The organism is Pseudomonas sp. LBUM1645 (assembly GCF_059716185.1).
Window position 1 is genome coordinate 1,289,455 of the sequence record NZ_CP166811.1, and the last position, 22,319, is coordinate 1,311,773.

The window sequence follows — 22,319 nt, forward strand, 5'->3', positions numbered from 1 at the left end:
TTCAGGCGCTGACCGGTTCCACCTTGGTCGCTCGCTCAGCCTTCGAGGCTGGTCGATAAAGGATGTAGTAATACGCCCCCAGGCAAATCAGCCAGCAGAAAATCGCCGTCCACACGTTGTGCGAAAAGAAGTGCGCCCCCTGCATCATCCGGCTGATCGAAAACACCGTGCCCAACGCGAAAGCGAATACAAACGCCTTGCGCGCCAGACGCGGACGACGGTCACGCAGGACAAAGAACAGCGCAAACAGTGTGAAACCCGTCGCCGCATGACCGCCGGGCCAGCAGCGGCCCGGTTTATCGGTGTGCGGGCGAGGGCTGAGCAACTCGCTATAGGTTTCGTGTCCGCCGAACTGCTCAAGGCTCCACGGGCATTGCACGGCCGTCACCGCTTTGACTGGCGTGACAAAGGAGGTCGCCAGCGCCAGAGACAGCACCAGGCAGCCCAGTTCCCGTTTGATCGGTTTGAGCCGGTCCATGAAAAAGGAGGCGATGAAACCGAAGATGGCCAATACCGAGAAGGCGATGACCACCTGCTTGGCGCGGTCATGCAGGATCTCTTCCAGGAAGTAACTGTGCCGCCCGATGAAATCCCCCGCGACCGGGTCATAGAACAGCTTGGCAAGATCCATGTCCAGGGACGTCAGTTCGAGCAGCATCAGAATGATCGCCGCGATGGCGGGAACGCCCAGGCACACCCAGAAATTCAGCGGGCGAGAGGCGGGGCGGACAGCAGTGGATGACATGGTGGATCCTGAACTAAGGAATAAGCCCCGGGGCATCAGCCCGGGGCGATTCGATTAACGTTCGCTGACTTGGTCGGTGCCCTCCATGGGCGCCCTCCAGCCAAGCAGCTGTTGCTTGAAGCCATAACTGGCGGTTTGGTAATAGGTGATAGCGCGGGCAATCAATGGGTCTCTGGCGTTGGCCCGGGACTCGCGGCTCTCGGTCAGTGCTTCATCATGGCGACGCAGCCCTTGGCGAGGGCTCAGGATCGCCAAATCCTTGCCGTCGAACAAGCCCAGATGTTGGTAATTGCCGACGACCACGCGGGGCGGCAGTGGATTGTCCTGCAGCAAGTTGCGACCGAAGAAGGTCGATTGATAATCCAGGTTCAGCAAACCCAGCAAGGTAGGCGCCAGGTCGATCTGGCTGGCCAGTTGCGCGGTTTCTCGTGCATCGATCAGCTTCGGCGCATAGATGAACAACGGAATCTGATAGTTGCTGATCGGCAAGTCTTCCATGCCGGCGCTGCCAGCCGTGTGGTCGGCGACGAAGACGAAGATTGTATTGTCAAACCAAGGCTTCTGGCGCGCCTGATCGAGGAACTGACCAATGGCATAATCGGTGTACTTCACCGCACCGTCGCGACCGTTGCCGGATTTGATGTCGATCCGGTTGTCCGGGTAGGTATAAGGACGATGGTTGGAAGTGGTCATCAGTTGCAGCAGAAACGGCTGCTGTTTCGCGTAGTCAGCGTCAGCCAGTTTGAGGGTCTGCTTGTACAGATCTTCGTCAGCCATGCCCCAGGCATTTTTGAAGTGGATCTCTGATTCATCGACGCTGGTCTGGTCCACCACACGGTAACCGTTGCCACTGAAGAACGCGTTCATATTGTCGAAGTAACCGCGTCCGCCATAGACGAACACGCTGTCGTAACCCACGGCGGTGAGTTGCTGGCCGAGGCTGGCGAAACCGCTTTCACGCCCCACACGCTTGACGATCGAACGCCCTGGGGTTGGCGGGATCGCCAGGGTAATGGCCTCAAGGCCGCGATCGGTGCGGGTGCCGGTGGCATAGAAGTTGTTGAAGTACAGGCTCTGCTTGCGCAAGGCATCGAGGTTGGGGGGCAGGTTGCGGTCGTCGCCGTTACTGCCCATGTACTTGGCGCTGAAGCTTTCAATGGTCACCAGCACAATGTTGGGTTTGCGCGCAGTGCCCGGGTTGTCGATCATCCGGCGAATGTCCTGCGGATCCTCGCCGATGAAACGCGCGTTGGGTTCGCTCAATTCGGCACGAATCTGCTGAGCAACGATTGCCGGCGGCAGACTGCTGTAGAACTGCGGGTAATCCAGTTCGTTGTTACGGAATGCAGCGAAGAACTGATAGGGCCCATTGCTCGACAGTTCGTTCTGATAGGCATTACCGCCTTGGGCGCGCGGCGAATCCTGGCTGAGCAGTTGCAAACTCAGCCCCGCGACGATCAACAGGCCCAGCGCATTCAGCACGCGCCCGCGCAGTGGCGGCAACGGTGCGTCCAGCGCGGCATTGAAAGGTTTGCGCAACGCAAAGCTCAGGGTGATGGCCAACACGGCAAGGATGCTCAGCAGCGTACCGATCGGATAAGACTCCAACAGGTTGTTCAATACCTCGTCGGAATACACCAGGTAATCGACGGCGATGAAGTTGAATCGCACACCAAACTCATCCCAAAACAGCCATTCGGCCACGGAAGTGAACAGCATGGCGAACAGGCTGACGGTCAGCAGCCCCTGAAGGACCCAGCGGTGGCCACGGCGACGCCACAAGGCTGGTGGGCAGAGCAGCAAGTAGAGGCCCATCGGCAACGCTGCGTAGGCAATGAAGCCCAGGTCGTAAAGCAGGCCGATGCCAAACACCGACAGAAATCCGCTGCCGGTCTCATCCAGATGGGTGAGCAGCAAAACCGTCCGGGTCAGCAGGAAAATGGCCAGCCATGTGCCGGTCACGAGCAGGAGAAAGCGCATTGGTGCGGTCTTGAAGAAGTCCATTGTGTATACATTCCTTGATATCAATTGCGCGAGATTCTCGCCCTGCCACTGTAGTCAGCGTGTGAATCGATAGTGAAAAACTTGTTAGCTCCATAATTTGGTTGAGCGGATTGATTCCAGGCACCGTAACCCTAGCCCTGAACCACACTTGGCCTTAAGCTGCGCGGGCCAAGACGGCCGTTACTGTGTACGCAGGAGATACCCATGCGAATTCTATTGGTTGAAGACAACCGCGATATCCTGGCCAATCTGGCCGATTACTTGGGGCTCAAGGGTTATACCGTGGATTGCGCGCAGGACGGTTTGTCAGGCTTGCACCTGGCGGCCACCGAGCATTACGACTTGATTGTGCTCGACATCATGTTGCCGGGCATCGACGGTTATACCCTGTGCAAACGTCTGCGTGAAGATGCGCGCCGCGACACGCCGGTGATCATGCTCACCGCTCGCGATCAATTGGACGACCGGCTGCAAGGCTTCAAATCCGGCGCCGATGATTACCTGATCAAACCCTTTGCGCTATCTGAATTGGCGGCGCGCATCGAGGCGGTCATGCGTCGCGCCCAGGGTGGCGGTCGCCGCACCCTGCAGGTCGGCGATCTGATCTACGACCTCGATACCCTGGAAGTTACCCGCGAGGGGCGACTGCTGAAGCTCAACCCGGTGGGCCTGAAGTTGCTGGCCGTGCTCATGCAGAAAAGTCCGCACGTACTGCGCCGCGAAATTCTCGAAGAGGCGCTGTGGGGCGATGACTGCCCGGACAGCGACAGCCTGCGCAGCCACGTCCATCAATTGCGCCAGGTGATCGACAAGCCGTTCGCCAAACCGTTGCTGCAAACCGTGCACGGTGTGGGTTACCGCTTGGCCGAGGGCCGAGATGGAGTTTAAACAGAGCCTTGCTCAACGGATCATCATCGCCTTTGCGCTGATGAGCGCATTGGTGGCAGGGGCCTTCGCCATGGGCATTGTGGCGACCGTGCACCTGGTCGAAGAAAAACTGATTTCGGCAGGTCTGGGCGGCGATCTACAACGTCTGTTGCTGATGGACAGCGTGTCGGACTGGAGCCACCGTCCCGAGCCGGACCAGCTGTTCTATTTCAGCGGCGGGCCGGGTGACTTCGAGCTCCCCAAGGACCTGCGGCACCTGGACCCGGGCTTTCACGAAGTGTTTCGCGAACAGCTGTCGTATCACGCGATGGTCGAAGTCGTCGACGGCCGGCATTATGTGCTGTTACAGGATCAGAGCGATTTCGAAGAGCGTGAACGGGTGCTGTTTGCCGTGGTGCTGGTGGGCTTCGTCCTGAGTCTGGCATTGGCGGTGTTTCTAGGTTGGATACTGGCGCGCAAAGTGATGGCGCCCGTGGTGCGACTGGCCCGTCAGGTCCGTCACCGTGATCAGTTATTAGGTCTGGCGCCACCGCTGGCGCCGGACTACGCCGCTGATGAGGTGGGCGAGTTGGCCGTGGCTTTCGACGCCACCCTCGGGCGCTTGCGCCAGGCGTTGACCCGCGAACGGTTATTCACCAGTGACGTCAGTCACGAGCTGCGCACGCCATTGATGGTGCTCGCCAGTTCCTGCGAGCTGCTGCTGGAAAACCCCGGCATCGATCAGCGTGGACGTGCACAGGTCCAGCGAATCGCCCGCGCTTGTGAAGAGATGCGCGAGCTGGTGCAAACCTTCCTGATGTTGGCTCGCGCACAACGTGAAGACGCCAGCATGTCACCCCAGCAGACCCTGAGCCAGGTAGCCGATGGCCTGCTCAATCAGTGGCGTGAGCCGATCGAGGCCAAGGGGCTGGCGCTGATCTTTGAACCGGGCAATCCGGCCAACACTTGCTACAACGCAACCCTTCTGCACGCGGTCATGGGCAACCTGTTGCGTAACGCGCTGCATTACACCGAGCGCGGGTTCATCCGCCTGACCCTGACGGCAACGGGTTTCATGGTCGAGGACAGCGGCGTGGGTATTCCCGAGGAAAAACGCGAGGCGATGTTCGAGCCGTTCGTGCGGGGCAACGAGAAACGCGGCGAGGGCTTGGGCCTTGGGCTGTCATTGGTGCAGCGGATCTGTGAAAACCAGGGTTGGAACGTCAGCCTGACGAACATGGAGCCCAACGGCTGTCGTTTTCAGGTGGAGTTGTGTTCGTCGGATGTGAGCTGATCGGTCGCAACGGCCCAGAGCTATCGTTGCCTCCCGGCAAAACCTCGAAATAATTTGGGGTTTTACATGACGTTTTTTTCACAAAGGAATGACCTGTCGCTGACACGGCGCTGCCTATCGTGGGTGCCATCAGCAGCTAAGGAGACCTTGGTGATGGCCGGTCCGATCAAACTGGATTTTTCTGAAAAATACGACGATCAACACGCTCAACGATACCTGCGTAAACACCAGGATGGTCTTGGCCGCCGCCTGTCTCACTGGCGTGACGAGCAACTGGCGCGCAAGGCGCTGTCACTGGTCGGTGAACCGGGGCTGATCCTCGATTTGCCCTGTGGTGCGGGACGTTTCTGGCCATTGCTGGCGGAAAAAACCAATCGTGCGATCATTGGCGCAGACAACTCCGAATCCATGCTGAAGATTGCCATGCAGGCGCAACCTGCCGAGGTGGTGAAACGGGTACAACCCTTGCACACTTCTGCATTCGACATCGCCTTGCCTGATAACGCCGTCGACAGCATTTTTTGCATGCGTTTGCTCCATCACATCGGTGAAGCCGAGCATCGACTGGCCATTTTGCGTGAATTCGAGCGCGTCACGCGTGATAGCGTGATCCTTTCTCTGTGGGTGGACGGCAATTTCAAGGCGTGGAAACGCAAGCGCCTCGAGAAAACCCGTGAGCAGGAAGGTTACCAAAATCGATTTGTGTTACCGGCTGCTACGGTTGAAAAGGAATTTGAGCAGGCGGGTTTTCGTATCCAGGAACAACTGGACTTTTTACCGCTCTATGCCATGTGGCGGGTCTACGTATTACGCAAGAGGTAACAGAATGGCAGTGCAATGTGCAGCAGAAACGGACGTCGCTTCTCAGGACCGCTTCGACTATTTCTGGAATCAGCGCGGTGAGTGGGTAGAAGAACCCAACGTCCGTCGCGGTGGAGAAAGTGGCGTGCAGCGCGTCGTGAGCAGCAATGGACAGTTGCTTTACGTTAAACGTCAATCCGGGCATATCCATCGCAGTTTGCTGCACCCGTTCGGTCGGCCGACGGTATTGCGCGAGCGAGATGCGCTCATCGGTCTGAAGCTGCTCGACGTTGGCGTTCCGGAAATCGTTTTCTGTGGTGCACAGCGCGATCCGGTACATAAATGGCGCGCATTGCTGGTCACCAAGGCGCTGGACGGCTTCGAGGAAATTGAACACTGGTACGCTGGCGGTGGTCGCGAACGTCACGGTGAGGCTGTGCATGATCGAGTGTTGAAGGAACTGGCCGAGAACCTGACCCGGATGCACAAGGGCCGCTGGCAGCACAGCTGCCTTTATGCCAAGCACGTATTCGTGCGTGTCACCGGCGAAGGCGAGGCTGCCAAAGTTGAAGTGGCCTTGATCGATCTGGAGAAATGTCGGCAGCGTTTGACCGCCCGGCAAGCGGCTACTCATGACATGAAGCAGCTGCGTCGCCACTCGTCGTTCAGCACGACGGACTGGCAGAAACTCGTCTACTTTTATAAGACGGCGTTTGGCAGCGCTATCAAGGGTTTATAGCAATGAAACTCGAAATTGCACGAGGTATATTTTTGATAGGAGCCTTGGCAGTTGCTTCACTAGCGGTGGCGGCTTGGGAGCAGCCCCGCACGCAAGTCCTCAGTTCAGTGAACGGCGACGCACACTGTCCATTGCCACGCGTTGCGAAGGCATCCGTGGCATCCCAACCCGATCATGATTTATTGCTGTTCATGTTCGGCCTTTCTCAAGGATTGAGGCCACAAAGTTGAACAGATTGAAACCCAAATAAAGGCCTCGCAAATGCGAGGCCTTTTTTTCGATTGCAAGATCAAAAGATCGCAGCCTTCGGCAGCTCCTACATTGAATGGGGTACACCCTGTAGGCGCTGCCGAAGGCTGCGATCTTTTGATTTTAGGGTTTATCGGGTTTAGCCAGCAGCGTGTAAACACACGGCAGCACAAACAACGTAAACAACGTCCCGATCGACATCCCTGTGGCGATCACCATGCCGATGTCGAACCGGCTGACGGCGCCCGCCCCCGTGGCGATGATCAACGGCACCATGCCGAACACCATCGCAGCAGTGGTCATCAAAACCGGACGCAGACGAATGGCCGCCGCTTCCTCCACGGCTTCTCGCGGCGTCAGGCCTTTGTCCTTGCGTAACTGATTTGCAAATTCGACGATCAGGATTCCGTGTTTGCTGATCAGCCCGATCAACGTCACCAGGCCGACCTGTGTGTAGATATTCATGCTCGACCAGCCCAGGAACAGCGGAATCAGCGCGCCACAGATTGATAGCGGCACGGTCACCAGAATCACCAGCGGATCGCGGAAGCTTTCGAATTGAGCGGCTAGCACCAGGAAAATGATCGCCAGCGCCAAGGCGAAGGTGACCCACAGCGCACTGCCTTCCTGGACGTATTGCCGGGATGCGCCGGCATAATCGAAGGCATAACCCACCGGCGCCTCTTCCCGAGCGATCTGGCGCACGGTGTCGATGGCTTCACCCATGCTGACCAGCGGCACCCCGGACAGGATGGCCGAGTTGAGTTGCTGGAACTGGTTCAACTGGCGTGGACGCGCCCGGTCGGTCACGGTGATCAGGGTCGACAGGGCCAGCAGTTCGCCTTGGGTGTTCTTGACGTAATAATTGTTCAGCCAGTCGGGGTTATCCCGGAAGGGCCGTTCGACCTGCGCGATGACTTTGTAGCTGCGACCTTCAATGGTGAAACGGTTGATCTCGGCCTCACCCAGCAACGTCGCGAGCGTCCCGCCCAGGTCCTGCATGGAAACACCCATCTGCGCAGCCTTGGCGCGATCGATATCCACCACCACTTCAGGTTTGTCGAAAGCCAGGTCGAGGTCGACGAAGGCGAACTTGCCGGATTCCATTGCCCGCTTTTTCACTCGGTCGCTCACTTGCAGCAGCGACTCGTAATCGTTGGCGGAGTTGATGACGAACTGAAACGGCAGCCCCTCGCCGGTGCCGGGCAGGGAGGGCAGGTTGAAGCCGAAGATCTGCAGCCCGGAAATACTCTCCAGTTTGCTCTGTACCTCGGGCAGGATTTGCATCTGAGTGCGGCTGCGTTCGTTCCACGGTTTGAGCAGGAAGCCGCCGATCCCCGATTGCACGCCGTTGAAGCCATTGATCTGGAACGACGAGTAGTACTCGGGAAACGTCTTGAAGATCGTGACGAACTCGTCGGTGTAGGCGCTCAGATAGTCGAGGTTGGCCGGTTGCGGGGCGTTGGCCATCATGAAAATGATGCCCTGGTCCTCGTCCGGCGCCAGTTCCGACTTGGTAAACGTGAGCAGCACCGGAATCAGGCACAGCACGATCACCGCAAACACCAGCACCACCGGCCGGGTGTTGAGGGTGCCATGAAGCATGCTCCGGTAGCGGCGCTTGAGGCCTTCGAAAATCAGGTCCAGGCGATGGGCCAGACCGCTGGGATTTTCGTCGTGACGCAGCAGGAAGGCGCACATCATTGGCGACAGGGTCAGGGCGACGATGCCGGAGATCACCACCGCGCCGGCCAGGGTCAGGGCGAACTCCTTGAACAGCGCCCCCGTGAGCCCCGTCAGGAAGCCAATCGGCGCATAGACCGCTGCCAGGGTGATGGTCATCGAGACCACCGGCATGGCGATTTCCCGAGCGCCTTCGATGGCCGCATCCAGCGGCGTCTTGCCTTCTTCGATGTGTCGGTGGATGTTTTCCACCACCACAATGGCGTCGTCCACCACCAGGCCGATGGCCAAGACCATCGCCAGCAACGTCAGCAGGTTGATCGAGTAGCCCATCATCTGCATGAAGAACATCACGCCGATCATCGACAACGGGATGGTGACCACCGGGATCACCACCGAACGCAGCGCGCCGAGAAACAGGAACACCACCACAATGACGATCAGCACCGCTTCAAACAGGGTTTTCACCACTTCGTCGATCGAGGCCTGGATGAACAGCGTGGCGTCGTAGGCGATTTCAACTTTGAGGTTCGGCGGCAGCTGGGCTTCCAGGTCCGGCATGATCTTGCGCACTTCCCTGATCACGTCCAGCGGGTTGGCGCCCGGCGTGGCCTTGATGCCGATGTACACCGAGGGTGTGCCGCCGAAAGAACTGATCGAGTCGTAGTTTTCCGCACCCATTTCAACCCGCGCCACATCGCTGAGCAGCACGCGACTGTCGCCCTCGACCTTGAGCGGAATCGCGGCAAAGGCTTCGGCGGACTTGAGCTCGGTATTGGCGTTGATGCTGGTGACGACGTACTCGCCTTTCACTTCGCCGGCGGCGGAGAGGAAGTTGTATTTGCGCACTGCATCGGTCACGTCGCTGGCAGTCAGGCCGAAACCGGCCAGCTTGACCGGGTCCAGCCACAGACGCATGGCAAATACCTGGTTGCCGAGAATCTCGGCTTCGGCCATGCCCGGCAGGGTCGCCAGTTTCGGCTGGATCACCCGCGACAGGTAGTCGGTAATCTGCGGGTTGCTCAGCTCCTTGCTGAAGAAGCTGATGTACATCAGTGCCGAGGCGTCGGCGGCTTCCTTGCTCAGTACCGGGTCTTCGGCGTCCTGAGGCAGTTGGTTCTTCACCTCGTTGGCTTTGGCCAGCAGTTCGGTGAACAAGCGGTCGCTGTTGGAGCCGATGCGCGCGTAGATCGAGATCACCGAGAAGTTCTGGCGACTGACCGAGGTCATGTAATCGATGCCTTCGGCACTGGCCAGACTTTGTTGCATCGGTTGAGTGATGTAGCCCTGAATGGTTTCGGCGTTGGCCCCGGGGTAAGCGGTGGTCACCGTGATCAGGGCGTTTTCCATTTGTGGATATTGGCGCAGCGGCAACTTGCTCCAGGCCTGGAAGCCCAGCAGCACAATCAACAGGCTGACCACGGTGGCGAGCACCGGGCGGCGGATGAACGGGTCGGTAAAAGCCATGGGGATTCCTTGATCAGTCCGCGCGCGGCGGGCTGTTCTTCTCGGCTAAGGTCTTGTCGTCGCTGATCGCAATGTGTGCACCGTTGTCCAGTTTGATCTGGCCGGCTGTGACCACTTTTTCGCCGTTCTGCACACCTTTGGTGATCATCACTTGCCCATCGCGGCGCTCGCCGGTTTCGATGAAACGCCGTTCAGCGATCAGGATCGGTTGGCCCTTGTCGTCTTTTTCCAGGCTGCCGTCTTCGGCTTTTTTCTGCGCGACGACATAGAGCGAGTTGCCGTACAGCGTGTAAGTGATCGCGCTTTCCGGCACGACGATGCGCGGCTGAGGGTCAGGCAACAACACTTGCAGGCTGGCGAACATCCCCGGTAGCAGTTTGCCGTCGGGATTGGCCAGGGTCGCGCGGACCTGGACATTGCGCGTGCTGTTTTCGACTTTCGGGTTGATCGCGCTGATGGTGCCGGGGAAGGTTTGTGTCGGGTAGGCCGCGACAACGATCTGTACCAGTTGGCCGAGGGCGATCTTCGGTACCGACTGCTCGGGCACGAAGAAGTCTACGTAGAGGCTGCTGAGGTCTTGCAGGGTGGCAATCATGGTGCCGCTGGCGAGATAGTCACCGATGTCCACCTGACGAATGCCGATGGTCCCGCTGAACGGTGCGAGCAAGCGTTTTTTGGCCAGCGCCGCCTTGAGCTGATTGACCGTGGCCCGGCTCTTTTTCAACACGGCAGAGAGCCGGTCGAATTCGCCTTTGGAAATGGCCTGGCTGCCCACCAATTGACTGCCGCGACCGTAATCGAGCTGCGCCAGACCCAGGTCAGCCTGAGCGGTTTCGAGCAGGGCGGTTTCCACAATGCTATCGAGTTGCAGCAGCGGTTGGCCGACCTTGACCTTCTGACCTGACTCGAACTGCAAATCGATGACGGTGCCGTCGGTCTCCAGGCTCAGGTCCACGCCTTGCAGCGCCTTGAGCGTGCCGACGGTGGGCAGGCGTGCTTGCCACGGCCGTTCGGTGGCCGTGGCCACGGCGACACTGATCGCCGGTTTCGGCGCAGCAAAGCCCTGAATCATCGTATAGATGGAGAAGGCTTTGTAACCGGCCAGGACCAGCACGATCAGCAAAACAACACCCAACATGATCAGCATGCGGCGACGCAGCATATTTCCACTTCCTTGGAGAAAATCAGGTGAGACAGTCGGGCACATTACTCCGAGTGTGCCGGGGATTCCAACTGGCAGAACTTACAGGGTGTAAGGCTATCGATTGGCGTTGGTCTGAAAAGATCGCAGCCTTCGGCAGCTCCTACAGGGTGTACGCCTTCCGATGTAGGAGCTGCCGAAGGCTGCGATCTTTTCGGCGTTATTCACGCCATCAGGTGCAGGTGGTTATCCCAGAGCCCTGCGGGTAGATCGAGGGGCTTTGCAACAAGGCTTGTCTGGCGGCAGTCGTAGAACCGGCAGCGCCCCTGACCCGAGGTCACGACAAAGCCATCGGCTACCGCGCCGACCCCGGCGCAATCGGGAAGCGGCGCGTCCAGGCGCACTTCACCGCTGTCCAGATCCCAGATGAAAAAGCGGTTACCCCGGGGCGCGGTCAACGCCACCAGGCGCAGTTCGCTGTGCACCGCGACGCTGGCGGTGTAATGCCCCATGGCCTGCAACTGATGCTCAGGCACCGGGAAGGCCACGAACGGCAGGCCGGGACGCTTGATCGCCAGCAGCTCCGAAGACTCGTGAGACGGCCCCATGAACTGCTGACCGGCGACGATGGTGCCGTCGCTGGCGATCCCCAAATGACGCACGCTGTTCATCTGCTGGGCGAGGGTTTCCTTGCTCAGCAAGGTGCCGTCGCGTTGCATCAGGACCAGGCTCGGCTCCATGGCGTTGAGGTTCATCTCGACGCGGCTTTCGGCCTCGGTGCGAATGCCGCCATTGGCGACCACCAGGGTTTCGCCATCGGGCATCCACGACACCTGATGCGGGCCGACGCCGTGGGTCGAAATCTCGCCGCTGTGGATAAGTCGCTCACCTTCGAACTTATACACACCCAGCAAGCCGCGACCCGGATCGGAGGTGTCGTTCTCGGTGGCGTACAGCCAGTCGCCGCTCTTGTGAATCACCGCGTGACCGTAGAAATGCCGGTTCGGCAGCGAGGTCACGGTTTGCAGCAGCGTGCCGTCGCGCAGGTCGATCAGGTAACTCTCGGTGCCAGGACGACGGGCGACGAACAGCGCAATCGGCAGCGTCGGGTGGTTGATGATGTCGTGGCAACGCTGGCCGACCTGGGTGGCAAACACCCGGGTGCCGTCCAGCCGGTAACCGACGGCATAGTGCTTGCCGTCGGTATCGTCCCGCGCCGAGAGCAGCAGCGGGCTTTTGTCCTTCTGCTTGAACAGCGTCCAGCCGCCCAGTGTCACCGCACCCAGCAGCAAACTACCTAACGTCAGAGCCTGGCGTCGCAGCATGGAACTTGCCCTCATCAGTCACCGTCGTTGGCGTTGAAGCCCAGTTGGATGCCCAGCGCCTTGGCCAATTCGCCTTCGTGCAGGCGGTGGACGACGTTGAGGCTGTCGTAGATATCGTTTAGCTGTTGGCGACCGGCATCGTCGTTAAGCATTTCGGTCAGCGAACGCTGGTTGCTGGCGAACAGTTTCAGGGCCGCGGCGTAAGCGGCGTCGATCTTGTCGGCCAAGGGTTTCTGCTCGTTCGGCAACAGACCACGCAGGCCTTTGTTGTCGACACCTTCCCATACCGTTTTGGCGGCGGCGAGGCTGGCTTCGAGGCCGGCCAGGGACGACTGGCTGCGCCATGCATCCGCCTGGAACGGTTGCGGCACACCCTTGGTCTGACGGCCCATCGGCGTGCCGAGTTTTTTCTTCAGGCTGTCGAGGGCGGTGACTTGGACGCGCAACAGATCGGCGATGGCTTCGTGGGAATCGGCGTAGCGCTGGTTCGGGAATTTGCTCATCTGCGCGAGCATGCCGTCGGTGTTGTTCCAGCTTTTCAGAATCTCTTCGGCCAGTTGTTTCTGACGCTCGCCAATCGCGATCAGCAGCGGGCAGTACTTGGCTTTCTGTTCAGCGTTGGCCACATCAGGCTTGCTGTCGAACAGGATGTATTCGTAGGCGGAAAGGCCTTGAACCACAACGCTGGACTTGGCCAAGGCAGCGGCATCGATCTGCGGCTGTGCGGTGACCAGTTGCTCGACCTGACGGCCGACGAGGTTTTTCTTGTCCGGCCAGAACTGCACCTGCCAGGCGCGATTGCCTTCGGCCAGCGGCCCGATCAGCAGCGGTTGCAGCTCGGCCCAGGCTTTCTGCGCATGCAGGAAGTCGGCACGGGCGGTGTCGAGGTTTTCCTTGCCTTCGCAGTAAGCCAAAGCACTGACGGCCAGTTGGCGGTCGGCTTCAACCCAGCGCGTGTAGGTCGGCAGGATCACCGACTTGGCGATCGCCGCCGACGTGACGGCCTGCGGATCCTGCGGCGAACAGGCGCCCAAGGCTAGCGCGGCAAGGCTGGTGAACAACAATTTGGGACGGAACATGTCGGGCTCCCGCTATGGAATACGTATTAAAGGGAATTCAAGAACGCCAGCAACGCAGCGCGCTGCTCGGCATTGAAAGACAAAACCTGTTGCTGCGCCGCTGTTGCTTCGCCGCCATGCCAGAGCACGGCTTCGAGCAGATTGCGGGCGCGGCCATCATGCAAAAACTGGGTGTGGCCACTGACCGCTTGCGTCAGGCCGATGCCCCACAACGGCGGGGTGCGCCAGTCGCGGCCGCTGGCCTGGAATTCGCTACGGTTGTCGGCCAGACCGTCGCCCATGTCATGCAGCAGCAGATCGCTGTAAGGGCGAATCACTTGATTGGCCAGTTCAGGTTCTGCGGCGTTGGCGGCGGTGGTGTATTTCGGGGTGTGGCAGGACTGACATCCGGCCTGGAAAAACAGAGTCTTGCCGGCCAGCACCTCGGGGGCGCTGACATCGCGGCGGGCCGGTACGGCGAGGTTACGGCTGTAGAACAGCACCAGGCGCAGGATGTTGTCGCTGACTTCCGGCTCGCCATCCGGGCCGTTGCCGTTAGGCGCTTGCTTGCAAGCGGTTTGCGCGGCGCTGCAGTCGTCGACGGGCCTCAGGCTTGTGGTCAGGCCCATGTCACCGGAAAACGCGTGAACATTTTGTTGATTGAGGTTTGGTTGGCCGGCCTTCCAGCCAAATCGCCCGAGAACGGTTTTTTGCTGCGCGTCATCCCAGACCCGGTTCGGGCGCCCGGCGATACCATTTTTGTCTTTTGCCTGAGCCTCGGCATTGGCCAGGATCGCCTCGTCGGGAATCGCTTCGAGCAGGCCCAGGCCAATCATTGGCGGTGCAACCCTGGCCGAGAATCGCGTGTCAGGGTGCATCGGGCCGTAGCCGAGTTGGCTGATCTGCAACGTCGGTTTGCGCAACTCGACTTCGGTGCCGTCCTTGAAGCGAATCGGAACGGGCGTGTAATCGACGCGCACTTTGCCTTCCGGCACGACACCCGGCACGGACATGTCCTGGAATTGCCCGCCGTAGACCGGCTCCGGGACGACACCGAGTTGCTCGATGACCTTGGCAAAGGCCGGCGCATCGGGAATCGACAGGCGCACCAGCATCGACACGGCGTTCTGCGCATCAGGCGTGGGCGGATGACCGCGTCCGTCCTTGATGTGGCAGTTCTGGCACGCGTTGGTATTGAACAACGGGCCGAGTCCGTCCCTGGCGGTAGTGGTCGACGGGGCGATCACCCAGGGATTACGGAAAAAGCTGTTGCCGACACTGAAGTCCACGCGCCGTGACGGCGGCAGGTTGGCGGACGGCAGGGAAAATGAGTTCTGATCGGTCTTGCGCACGGTTGCGCTGCCACCGGACCGGGCTTCGCCGGGTTCGGCTTTTGTAAAACGCGGGGCGTCATCGCAGGCACTCAGGCCCAGGGCCAGCAACAGTGCGGACAAGCGAAGAGGCAGCGAGGGCATCAGACATCCTGCAAGACGAGCAAAACAAGGGGCGCAAAGTCTAACAGGGCAGGGGAGATTGAATAAGAGGAATTATCGTTTGGTTGATGTGGAGCATTTTTTCTGGACACCCACAACCCCTGTGGGAGCGAGCTTGCTCGCGATAGCGGTCCTACAGTCAGCATCTATTTTGACTGACACGGCCTCATCGCGAGCAAGCTCGCTCCCACAGGGGATTGCATTCAGGCAGGCATGAAAAAGGCGACCCGAAGGTCGCCTTTTTATTCAGCCAGCGTTGATCAGAATTCGTGATCAGCGTTGTCCGGGTTCAGGTCACTGATGCCCAGTTTGCCAGCGGCGGCTTCGATCGAACCGGTCTGCTTGACCAGGGAGGCGATAGCGTCGCGGACGATCTGGTTGCCAGCGGTGTTGCCGGCGGCGATCAGTTGGTCGTAGTGCTCACCCTTGTTGGCATGATCGACGATGACCTGCATCTTGGCTTCGGTCGCAGCCAGGTCGGCTTTCAGCGCGGTGTCGGCAGCCGGGTCAGCCTTGGCCACCAGGGACGACAGGCTGGCGCCAGTCATTTTGGTGCCGTCGACGCGGGTGTATTCGCCCAGGTACACGTTACGAACGCCTTTGGCATCGTAGAACTGCGAATTGTGGGTGTTGTCGCTGAAGCAGTCGTGTTCGTCTTCCGGCGAGTTGGCTTCCAGGGAAACCTTCATGCGCTCGCCCGCCAGTTCGCCCAGGGACAGGCTGCCCATGCCGAACAGCATTTTGCGCAGGCCGGATTCAGCTGGCTCGGCTTCCAGGGTGGCGCGGTAGTTGTCGGCCACGTTCGGCTTCCAGTTACCGACCATTTCTTCCAGGTCGCTGACCAGCAGTTGGGTCACGGACTTCAGGTAAGCGCGACGACGATCGTTATGACCGCCGGTTGCGCCTTTGCCTTCCAGGTAATCGGAAGCAGGACGGTTGCCAGCACCAGGGCCGGTGCCGTTCAGGTCCTGGCCCCAGAGCAGGAATTCGATGGCGTGGTAGCCGGTGGCAACGTTGGCCTCGGAACCACCCAGCTCGTTCAGGCTGGCGAGTTTTGCCGGGGTAATGTCTTTCACGTCGATCTTGTCTTCGCCGACCTGAACCTGGGTGTTGGCGATGATGTTGGCCGTGGCGCCCGGGTTACCCAGTGCGTGCTCGTAGGATTTGTCGACGTAGTCGATCAGGCCTTCGTCCAGTGGCCAGGCGTTCACCTGACCTTCCCAGTCGTCGATGATGGTGTTGCCGAAGCGGAACACTTCGCTCTGCAGGTAAGGAACGCGGGCAGCGATCCAGGCAGCCTTGGCAGCTTTCAGGGTGTCGGCGTTCGGCTTGGCGAGGAAGGCGTCAACGGCAGTTTGCAGGGTCTTCGCGGTAGATTCGGCATCGCTGTAAACGGCGAAGACGATGTCGGCGTAATGCGCGACAACGGCTTTGGCGGCGGCTTCGTCGACTTTACTGGTAGCGGCAGGCGCAGCAGCAGGTGCAGCGGCCGGGGCCGTGGTGCTGGCGGCCGGAGTCGGCGTCTGCGGAGCGGCAGCTTTGTCTTTGCCTTCGCCACAACCGGCGAGGGAAATAGCGATGGCCAACAGACTGGCGGTAGCCAGAGGCATACGAATCATGGCGAACATCCTGCTTCGAGAGGGGGTGGAATGGCGCAGCAAGCGCGCAAAACTGCGACATAATGCAAATCTTTCGCATTATGTGTAAAGGGTTGTGCTTGTAAATATTTCTTATTCAGGCGGGAGTTGTGTCGTAGATCAAGAGATCGCAGCCTCGTTGCACTCGACAGCTCCTACACAGCTGCTACAGAGTGAAACGAGGCTGCGATTTCTCGATCTTCTACAAAATAGCCGCGTTACTGCGCTGGGCCTGTTTCAGATACGCGCTCAATTCCCGCGCCGGTAGCGGCTTGCTGTAGAGATAGCCCTGACCTTCGTGACAGCCCTCGGAGATGATGTAGGCCTCTTGCTCGATGGTTTCCACGCCTTCGGCAATCACCTGCATGCCCAGGCTCTTGCCCAGCTGGATGATGGCCCGAACGATGGTCGCATCGTCGTCGTCATCGAGCAGGTCCTGAACGAAGCTCTTGTCGATCTTGATCTTGTCCAGCGGCAGGCTTTTCAGATAACTCAATGACGAGTAACCGGTGCCGAAGTCGTCGATCGCGATCAGCGCACCGGAGCGGCGCAGGCTCAGCAGGTGCTGGGCGGCCGTGCTGATGTCTTCCATCAGGCCGGTTTCGGTAACTTCCAGCTCCAGGCTGCGCGGAGGCAGGCGGTACATCTGCAGGAGGTTGTTGACCACCCGTGGCAACTCGGCGTGGTGCAGTTGCACCGTGGACAGATTCACCGCCATGCGCAGGTCGACGAAACCCTGATCATGCCAGTCGCGCAATTGCTTGCACGCCTGATCCAGCACCCATTCGCCGATGGCGATGATGGTGCCGTTCTGCTCGGCCAGGGGGATGAACAAGTCCGGCGGAACCAGCCCGTGCTCGGGATGCTGCCAGCGAATCAGCGCCTCGACACCCACCACCCGGTGATCGCGATAGCTGATCTGCGGCTGGTAGACGAGGTAGAACTGGCCACGGGTCAAGGCGTCGCGCAGGTCTTTTTCCAGCTCGCGACGGCGGCGCATCTCGGTGTCGACGCTGGCGATATAGAACTGATAACGGTTGCGCGAGCGAGTCTTGGCCAGGGTCATGGTCTGCTCGGCTTTTTGCAGCAGTTTCTCGGTGCTGTCACCGTCCTCGGGGAACAGGGTGATGCCGATGGTGGCGCGCAGGCGAATCTCCTGATGATCGAGGGCAAATGCCGCTTCCAGGTCATCGAGAATGCTTTGGGCCAGTTCGGCCGCTTCGTAGGGTTGTTCGATGTCGGCCTGAACCAGGGCGAACTGGTCGCCGCCGAGACGGGCGAGGGCGCCAAGGCGTCCACTGTGAGCGCGCAGGCGATCGGCCAAAGCCAGCAGCAGTTGGTCGCCGGTCTGGTAGCTGAATTGTTCGTTGATGCCCTTGAAGTCGTCCAGGCCGACCACCAATACCGCGACCCGACGTTGCAACTTGCCGGCGTCTACCAGGATTTTGTCCAGTTGCTGCTGTAATTGCTGGCGGTTTGGCAGGCCGGTGAGGAAGTCGTACTGGGCCATGCGAAGCAGGCTGTTTTCCGCTTCGTGGCGCAAATGGGTGTTGCGCTCGATGGACTCGAGCAACTGGTTGGCGGTGTTGATCCAGATCCCCAGTTCGTTCTTTTCATGCCCCTTGAGCAGCGGGATTTTGTGTGCGCTGGGGCGATCCGGGTTGATTTCCGTGAGGTGTTCGATGATCCGCGACAGCGGTTTGGTCAGCAGCCAGTGATAGACCAGGTACAGCACCAGCCCCATGGCCATGGCACGCAACACGCCGGAGATGAAGATGATCACCGAACTGACGATGAAACCCTGACCATAGGTGGCAGTGTCGAGGGTGATACTCAAGTCGCCGTAATACTCGCTGTAAGGGCCGCGACCCACCAGTTGGGTGGTGAAGGTGCGTTCCTTGCCGAGGATCAGGTCGGTCAGCCAGCGACTGTCGGAGTGCTGCAGCTCGCGAGACTTTTGCGCGAGCATGGCTTCGTTGGGATGGCCAATGGAGGCCTTGCGCACAGCGTCGTCCTGAAACAGGCCTTCGATCACCTGCATACCCATTTCCCGGTCCAGGCTGTAGACGGCCTGGGTCGAGGGGTCGCGGAACATGTCGAGGATGCGTTGAGCATCGCTGGCCACGGCCTGGCGTGTTTTATAGGCATCGAAAACGATCTGCGCGCAGCTCAAGACTACGCCGACGATCAATGCCGACAGGAGCACGACCCGAAGCAACTTCACCGACAAGCTGTTCTTGAGTTCCAGCTTCAAAGAGTCATTCCTTGTTCCGTGCGGGTAGCGTCAAGTTGCCATGAGTATTGGCAATCCGGTGATGTCAGTCAAAGGGACAATCAATCACATGGGGTTTTGCCTGTAGCTTGGCCGAAATGCTGTGGTTTGGAGTATTTGCGCTGTTTGTACTGTGTCGGTTGTTGAGTCCTTCAACTTGAGGGGGATTTGGACATATTTTCTGTTTGGTTGATGTTAGACGGCTGTGGCGTTGGGGCAAGGGGTCGCTGTGGGGATTTGGTCTGTGTGTATATCCATTTCTGCGGTAACGGCGGCTTATGGTTTCGCCCTTACGGCGAGTCCCTTTTGGCAAACGCCCCAAAAGGAACCAAAAGGTCTCGCCCCGAGCGTCCGGCCCCTCGCTTAGGCTCGGCGTTCCTTCGCTCCGGCATTCATCTGGGGGCATCGCCTACGGTCGGCTGCGCTTCGACCTCCTCTCGATGTGTTCGACTGCGTCGAACGGCGCTGCGCGCCTCCCCCCCAGATGAACGCCTCCACTCAGCCTCCCGAAGGGGCGGGTGGGTCAAGATCAAGAGCTGCAGGCGAGCTAACGCTCGGCCTGTTGAGTGGTGAGAGGCGGAAGGCGTACCCGATCCATTGTGGGAGCGAGCTTGCTCGCGATGGCGGCCTGACAGACAACACATTTCCCGCGCCCATAAAAAAACCCGACCTAAGCCGGGTTTTTTTGACTGGCGTCGATCTTAAGCGGTGAAGGTTTTGCCTTCGAACTGCTCAGCCACGAATTTCCAGTTGACCAGGTTCCAGAACGCTTCGACGTATTTTGGACGAAGGTTGCGGTAGTCGATGTAGTAAGCGTGTTCCCAGACGTCGCAGGTCAGCAGCGGGGTGTCGCCGTTGGTCAGCGGGTTGCCGGCGCCGATGGTGCTGGCCAGGGCCAGGGAACCGTCAGCCTTTTTCACCAGCCAGCCCCAACCGGAACCGAAGGTGCCGATGGAAGTCTTGCTGAATTCTTCCTTGAACTTGTCGAACGAACCGAAGGCTGCGTTGATCGCGTCAGCCAGTGCGCCGGTTGGTTGACCGCCGGCGTTTGGCGCCAGGCAGTTCCAGTAGAAAGTGTGGTTCCAGACCTGAGCGGCGTTGTTGAAGATACCGCCCGAGGAAGATTTGACGATTTCTTCCAGAGTCTTGCCTTCGAACTCGGTGCCTGGCACCAGGTTGTTCAGGTTCACGACATAGGTGTTGTGGTGCTTGTCGTGGTGGTATTCCAGAGTTTCCTTGGAAATGTGCGGCTGCAGGGCATCGTGTGCGTAAGGCAGCGGCGGCAATTCGAAAGCCATGATGATTCTCCTAATCAGGTCAGTTGCGGTGAGCGCAAGGCCGATCACGGGCGGCCAGACAAGCGCCGGGGAGTTTGTACTCTTTGCGGCGCATCGGATCGGATCATAGCACCGGGGGTGCGGCATAACCACGCAACAACTGTGTGGAATAGAGGTTCCAGAGCCTTTTGGAATAATCAGCTGGCGACGATTAATTGAAACGCCACTGTGAACATCATGACCGCTACCAACAGATCAAGGATTCGCCAGGTACTTGGTCGAGCCAACCATGGCGCCAACCACGCCGCGCCGAGCGCCAGGGTGAAAAACCACAGCAGCGACGCACTGGCCGCGCCCACGACATAAGCGCCGGGCTCGGTTTGTTGGGCACCGAGAGAGCCAATCAGCAACACGGTATCCAGATAAACGTGCGGGTTAAGCAGCGTGACGGCCAAAGCACTGAGCATCACCGCGCGCAGCGAGCGCACGGTTTGGTTTTCGCCCTGTTGCAGGCTCTGTTTCGAGCAGGCCCGACGCAATGCCAGGCTGCCATACCAAATCAAAAACACCGCGCCACCCCAACGGGCGACTGCCAGCAACGTCGGGTTCTGCGCCAGCACCGTCGCCAGGCCGAATACTCCGGCGGCCACCAGCAAGGCATCGCAGGTCACGCAAAGTGCCGCCACGGGCAGGTGATGTTCACGCCGAAGGCTCTGAGCCAACACAAACGCATTCTGAGTACCGATCGCCATGATCAGCCCCGCGGCCACCAACAGGCCGTTCACATAGCTTTGCCACATAAGATGTTTACTCCGCGTTGGCCGCCAGATCCCGCAGCACGTGCAGGGCGCGTTCGGCATCGGCCTGGCCGACAAATAAATGGTCGTGGTAATAGCCGGCAATCACGTTGCAGCTGATGCCGGCCTGGCCTAATGCCGTGGCGAACGCGGCGGTCAGGCCGACGGCTTCGAGGGCCGAGTGCACGTTCAAGGTGATCCAAGCCGCGACGTAATCGAAACTGAAACCCGCCTTCTCGGCGTGGGAACGTTCCAGGATCACCGTCAGACCTTCCTGCTCGCGAAAGCTGCCGACAATTTCAAGACCTGCCGGCAGCTTGCCGTCGCGCAGGGTGCAGAACACGTATTCGCCGACGTTGAGTTGCGGGCTCATGCTGCGCAGCAGGGTTGCCAATGAAGTTTCGCCAGCCATGTCGATGATCCTTGTTCAAGAGTTCTTGCTGGCCATTCTCCGGTGCAAAGCTGTATAAGAAAAACCAATCATGCTGATCGCTCATTAGGAAAACTGATGTTCGACTATAAATTGCTTTCTGCCTTGGCCGCGGTGGTCGAGCAGGCCGGGTTCGAACGTGCGGCTCAGGTGCTCGGCTTGTCGCAATCGGCGATCTCCCAGCGCATTAAATTGCTCGAGGCGCGGGTCGGCCAACCAGTGCTGGTGCGGGTGACACCGCCGGCCCCGACCGAAATCGGCCGACGGCTGCTCAACCATGTGCAGCAGGTGCGTTTACTTGAACGGGACTTGCAAACATTGGTGCCGGCACTCGACGAAGAAGGTCTGCCGGAACGTCTGCGCATCGCCTTGAATGCCGACAGCCTCGCCACGTGGTGGGCCGTAGCGGTCGGGGATTTTTGCGCGGAACAGCATTTGCTGCTGGATCTGGTGGTTGAAGACCAGACCGTCGGCCTCAAACGCATGCGCGCTGGTGAAGTCGCGGCGTGCGTCTGCGCCAGCGAGCGCCCGGTGGCCGGCGCGCGCAGCGTTTTGCTGGGGGCCATGCGCTACCGTGCGTTGGCCAGCCCGGCTTTTATTGCCCGGCATTTTCCTGAAGGTGTACGCGCCGATCTGTTGTCGAAAACGCCCGCCTTGGTGTTTGGCCCGGACGATTTCCTACAGCATCGCTACCTCGCGTCCCTCGGCGTCGATGGCGGATTCGAACACCATCTATGCCCCTCGTCCGAAGGCTTCATCCGCCTCACGGAAGCGGGCCTCGGTTGGGGCCTGGTGCCTGAACTGCAGGTGCGCGAGCAACTGGAGCGCGGCGTATTGGTAGAGCTTTTGCCTGATAAGCCGATCGATGTGCCGCTGTACTGGCATCATTGGCGCAATGGCGGCCAGTTGCTGGGGTTACTCACCGATCAGTTGGTGCGTTCGTCGAAGCAATGGCTGGTGCCGTTGGACTGACGGGCAGCGTCAAGACCTCACGCCTTACGCGATATGCAAAACGCAAAACGAAATATTCGGAGCAATTC

18 protein-coding genes are annotated in these 22,319 nt (G+C 59.5%); 6 read left to right on the top strand and 12 right to left on the bottom strand.

Going from position 1 to position 22,319, the window contains the following annotated elements:
- Position 1: 1 nt before the first annotated feature.
- Positions 2 to 745 (bottom strand): phosphatase PAP2 family protein, encoded by a 744-nt coding sequence (locus ACA079_RS05570; protein WP_497702843.1) that lies wholly within the window; start codon positions 743 to 745, stop codon positions 2 to 4.
- Between the two features lie 54 nt (positions 746 to 799).
- Entirely contained in the window at positions 800 to 2,749 is a 1,950-nt protein-coding gene (locus ACA079_RS05575; RefSeq protein ID WP_497702844.1) for an LTA synthase family protein, read from the bottom strand.
- 204 nt (positions 2,750 to 2,953) lie between these two features.
- On the opposite strand from ACA079_RS05575, the gene colR reads away from it, so the two are divergent.
- The 5 genes from colR to ACA079_RS05600 all read left to right on the top strand — a co-directional run bounded on the left by colR (position 2,954) and on the right by ACA079_RS05600 (position 6,680).
- Positions 2,954 to 3,637, top strand: a complete 684-nt coding sequence (colR, locus tag ACA079_RS05580) for a two-component system response regulator ColR (protein WP_095132512.1) — start codon at positions 2,954 to 2,956, stop codon at positions 3,635 to 3,637.
- The gene (locus ACA079_RS05585; RefSeq protein WP_497702845.1) at positions 3,627 to 4,910 is read left to right on the top strand and encodes a sensor histidine kinase; all 1,284 of its coding nucleotides are present in this window, start codon (positions 3,627 to 3,629) and stop codon (positions 4,908 to 4,910) included. The genes colR and ACA079_RS05585 overlap by 11 nt, the downstream gene beginning before the upstream one ends.
- A gap of 153 nt (positions 4,911 to 5,063) precedes the next feature.
- Positions 5,064 to 5,732 (top strand): class I SAM-dependent methyltransferase, encoded by a 669-nt coding sequence (locus tag ACA079_RS05590; protein ID WP_497633087.1) that lies wholly within the window; start codon positions 5,064 to 5,066, stop codon positions 5,730 to 5,732.
- Between the two features lie 4 nt (positions 5,733 to 5,736).
- The gene (locus tag ACA079_RS05595; RefSeq protein WP_497702846.1) at positions 5,737 to 6,450 is read left to right on the top strand and encodes a lipopolysaccharide kinase InaA family protein; all 714 of its coding nucleotides are present in this window, start codon (positions 5,737 to 5,739) and stop codon (positions 6,448 to 6,450) included.
- Between the two features lie 2 nt (positions 6,451 to 6,452).
- On the top strand, positions 6,453 to 6,680 hold the full coding sequence (locus tag ACA079_RS05600) for a hypothetical protein (protein WP_134417431.1): 228 nt from the start codon (positions 6,453 to 6,455) through the stop codon (positions 6,678 to 6,680).
- Positions 6,681 to 6,822: 142 nt separating this feature from the next.
- Here the strand turns inward: ACA079_RS05600 and ACA079_RS05605 are convergent, their stop codons facing one another.
- From ACA079_RS05605 to ACA079_RS05650, 10 genes are all read right to left on the bottom strand, one after another.
- Positions 6,823 to 9,849, bottom strand: coding sequence for a multidrug efflux RND transporter permease subunit (locus ACA079_RS05605; protein WP_497702847.1), 3,027 nt, complete (start codon positions 9,847 to 9,849; stop codon positions 6,823 to 6,825).
- A 13-nt stretch (positions 9,850 to 9,862) separates the two neighbouring features.
- Positions 9,863 to 11,011: an efflux RND transporter periplasmic adaptor subunit gene (locus tag ACA079_RS05610; RefSeq protein WP_497702848.1), complete on the bottom strand. Its 1,149-nt coding sequence runs from the start codon at positions 11,009 to 11,011 to the stop codon at positions 9,863 to 9,865.
- Positions 11,012 to 11,214: 203 nt separating this feature from the next.
- Positions 11,215 to 12,315 (bottom strand): DUF1513 domain-containing protein, encoded by a 1,101-nt coding sequence (locus tag ACA079_RS05615; protein ID WP_497702849.1) that lies wholly within the window; start codon positions 12,313 to 12,315, stop codon positions 11,215 to 11,217.
- Between the two features lie 14 nt (positions 12,316 to 12,329).
- Positions 12,330 to 13,394, bottom strand: a complete 1,065-nt coding sequence (locus tag ACA079_RS05620; protein ID WP_497702850.1) for an imelysin family protein — start codon at positions 13,392 to 13,394, stop codon at positions 12,330 to 12,332.
- A gap of 26 nt (positions 13,395 to 13,420) precedes the next feature.
- Positions 13,421 to 14,848, bottom strand: coding sequence for a di-heme oxidoreductase family protein (locus ACA079_RS05625; protein WP_497702851.1), 1,428 nt, complete (start codon positions 14,846 to 14,848; stop codon positions 13,421 to 13,423).
- Positions 14,849 to 15,126: 278 nt separating this feature from the next.
- Positions 15,127 to 16,485, bottom strand: coding sequence for an imelysin family protein (locus tag ACA079_RS05630; protein WP_497702852.1), 1,359 nt, complete (start codon positions 16,483 to 16,485; stop codon positions 15,127 to 15,129).
- 220 nt (positions 16,486 to 16,705) lie between these two features.
- The gene (locus ACA079_RS05635) at positions 16,706 to 18,757 is read right to left on the bottom strand and encodes a putative bifunctional diguanylate cyclase/phosphodiesterase (protein ID WP_497702853.1); all 2,052 of its coding nucleotides are present in this window, start codon (positions 18,755 to 18,757) and stop codon (positions 16,706 to 16,708) included.
- Between the two features lie 719 nt (positions 18,758 to 19,476).
- Positions 19,477 to 20,073, bottom strand: a complete 597-nt coding sequence (locus ACA079_RS05640) for a superoxide dismutase (protein ID WP_095133215.1) — start codon at positions 20,071 to 20,073, stop codon at positions 19,477 to 19,479.
- A 176-nt stretch (positions 20,074 to 20,249) separates the two neighbouring features.
- Positions 20,250 to 20,852 (bottom strand): LysE/ArgO family amino acid transporter, encoded by a 603-nt coding sequence (locus ACA079_RS05645; RefSeq protein WP_074874063.1) that lies wholly within the window; start codon positions 20,850 to 20,852, stop codon positions 20,250 to 20,252.
- 7 nt (positions 20,853 to 20,859) lie between these two features.
- Positions 20,860 to 21,261, bottom strand: a complete 402-nt coding sequence (locus tag ACA079_RS05650) for an ACT domain-containing protein (protein ID WP_033057513.1) — start codon at positions 21,259 to 21,261, stop codon at positions 20,860 to 20,862.
- A 96-nt stretch (positions 21,262 to 21,357) separates the two neighbouring features.
- Between ACA079_RS05650 and ACA079_RS05655 the strand changes: the two genes are divergently transcribed.
- On the top strand, positions 21,358 to 22,251 hold the full coding sequence (locus ACA079_RS05655; protein WP_008156078.1) for a LysR family transcriptional regulator ArgP: 894 nt from the start codon (positions 21,358 to 21,360) through the stop codon (positions 22,249 to 22,251).
- Positions 22,252 to 22,319 lie beyond the last annotated feature (68 nt).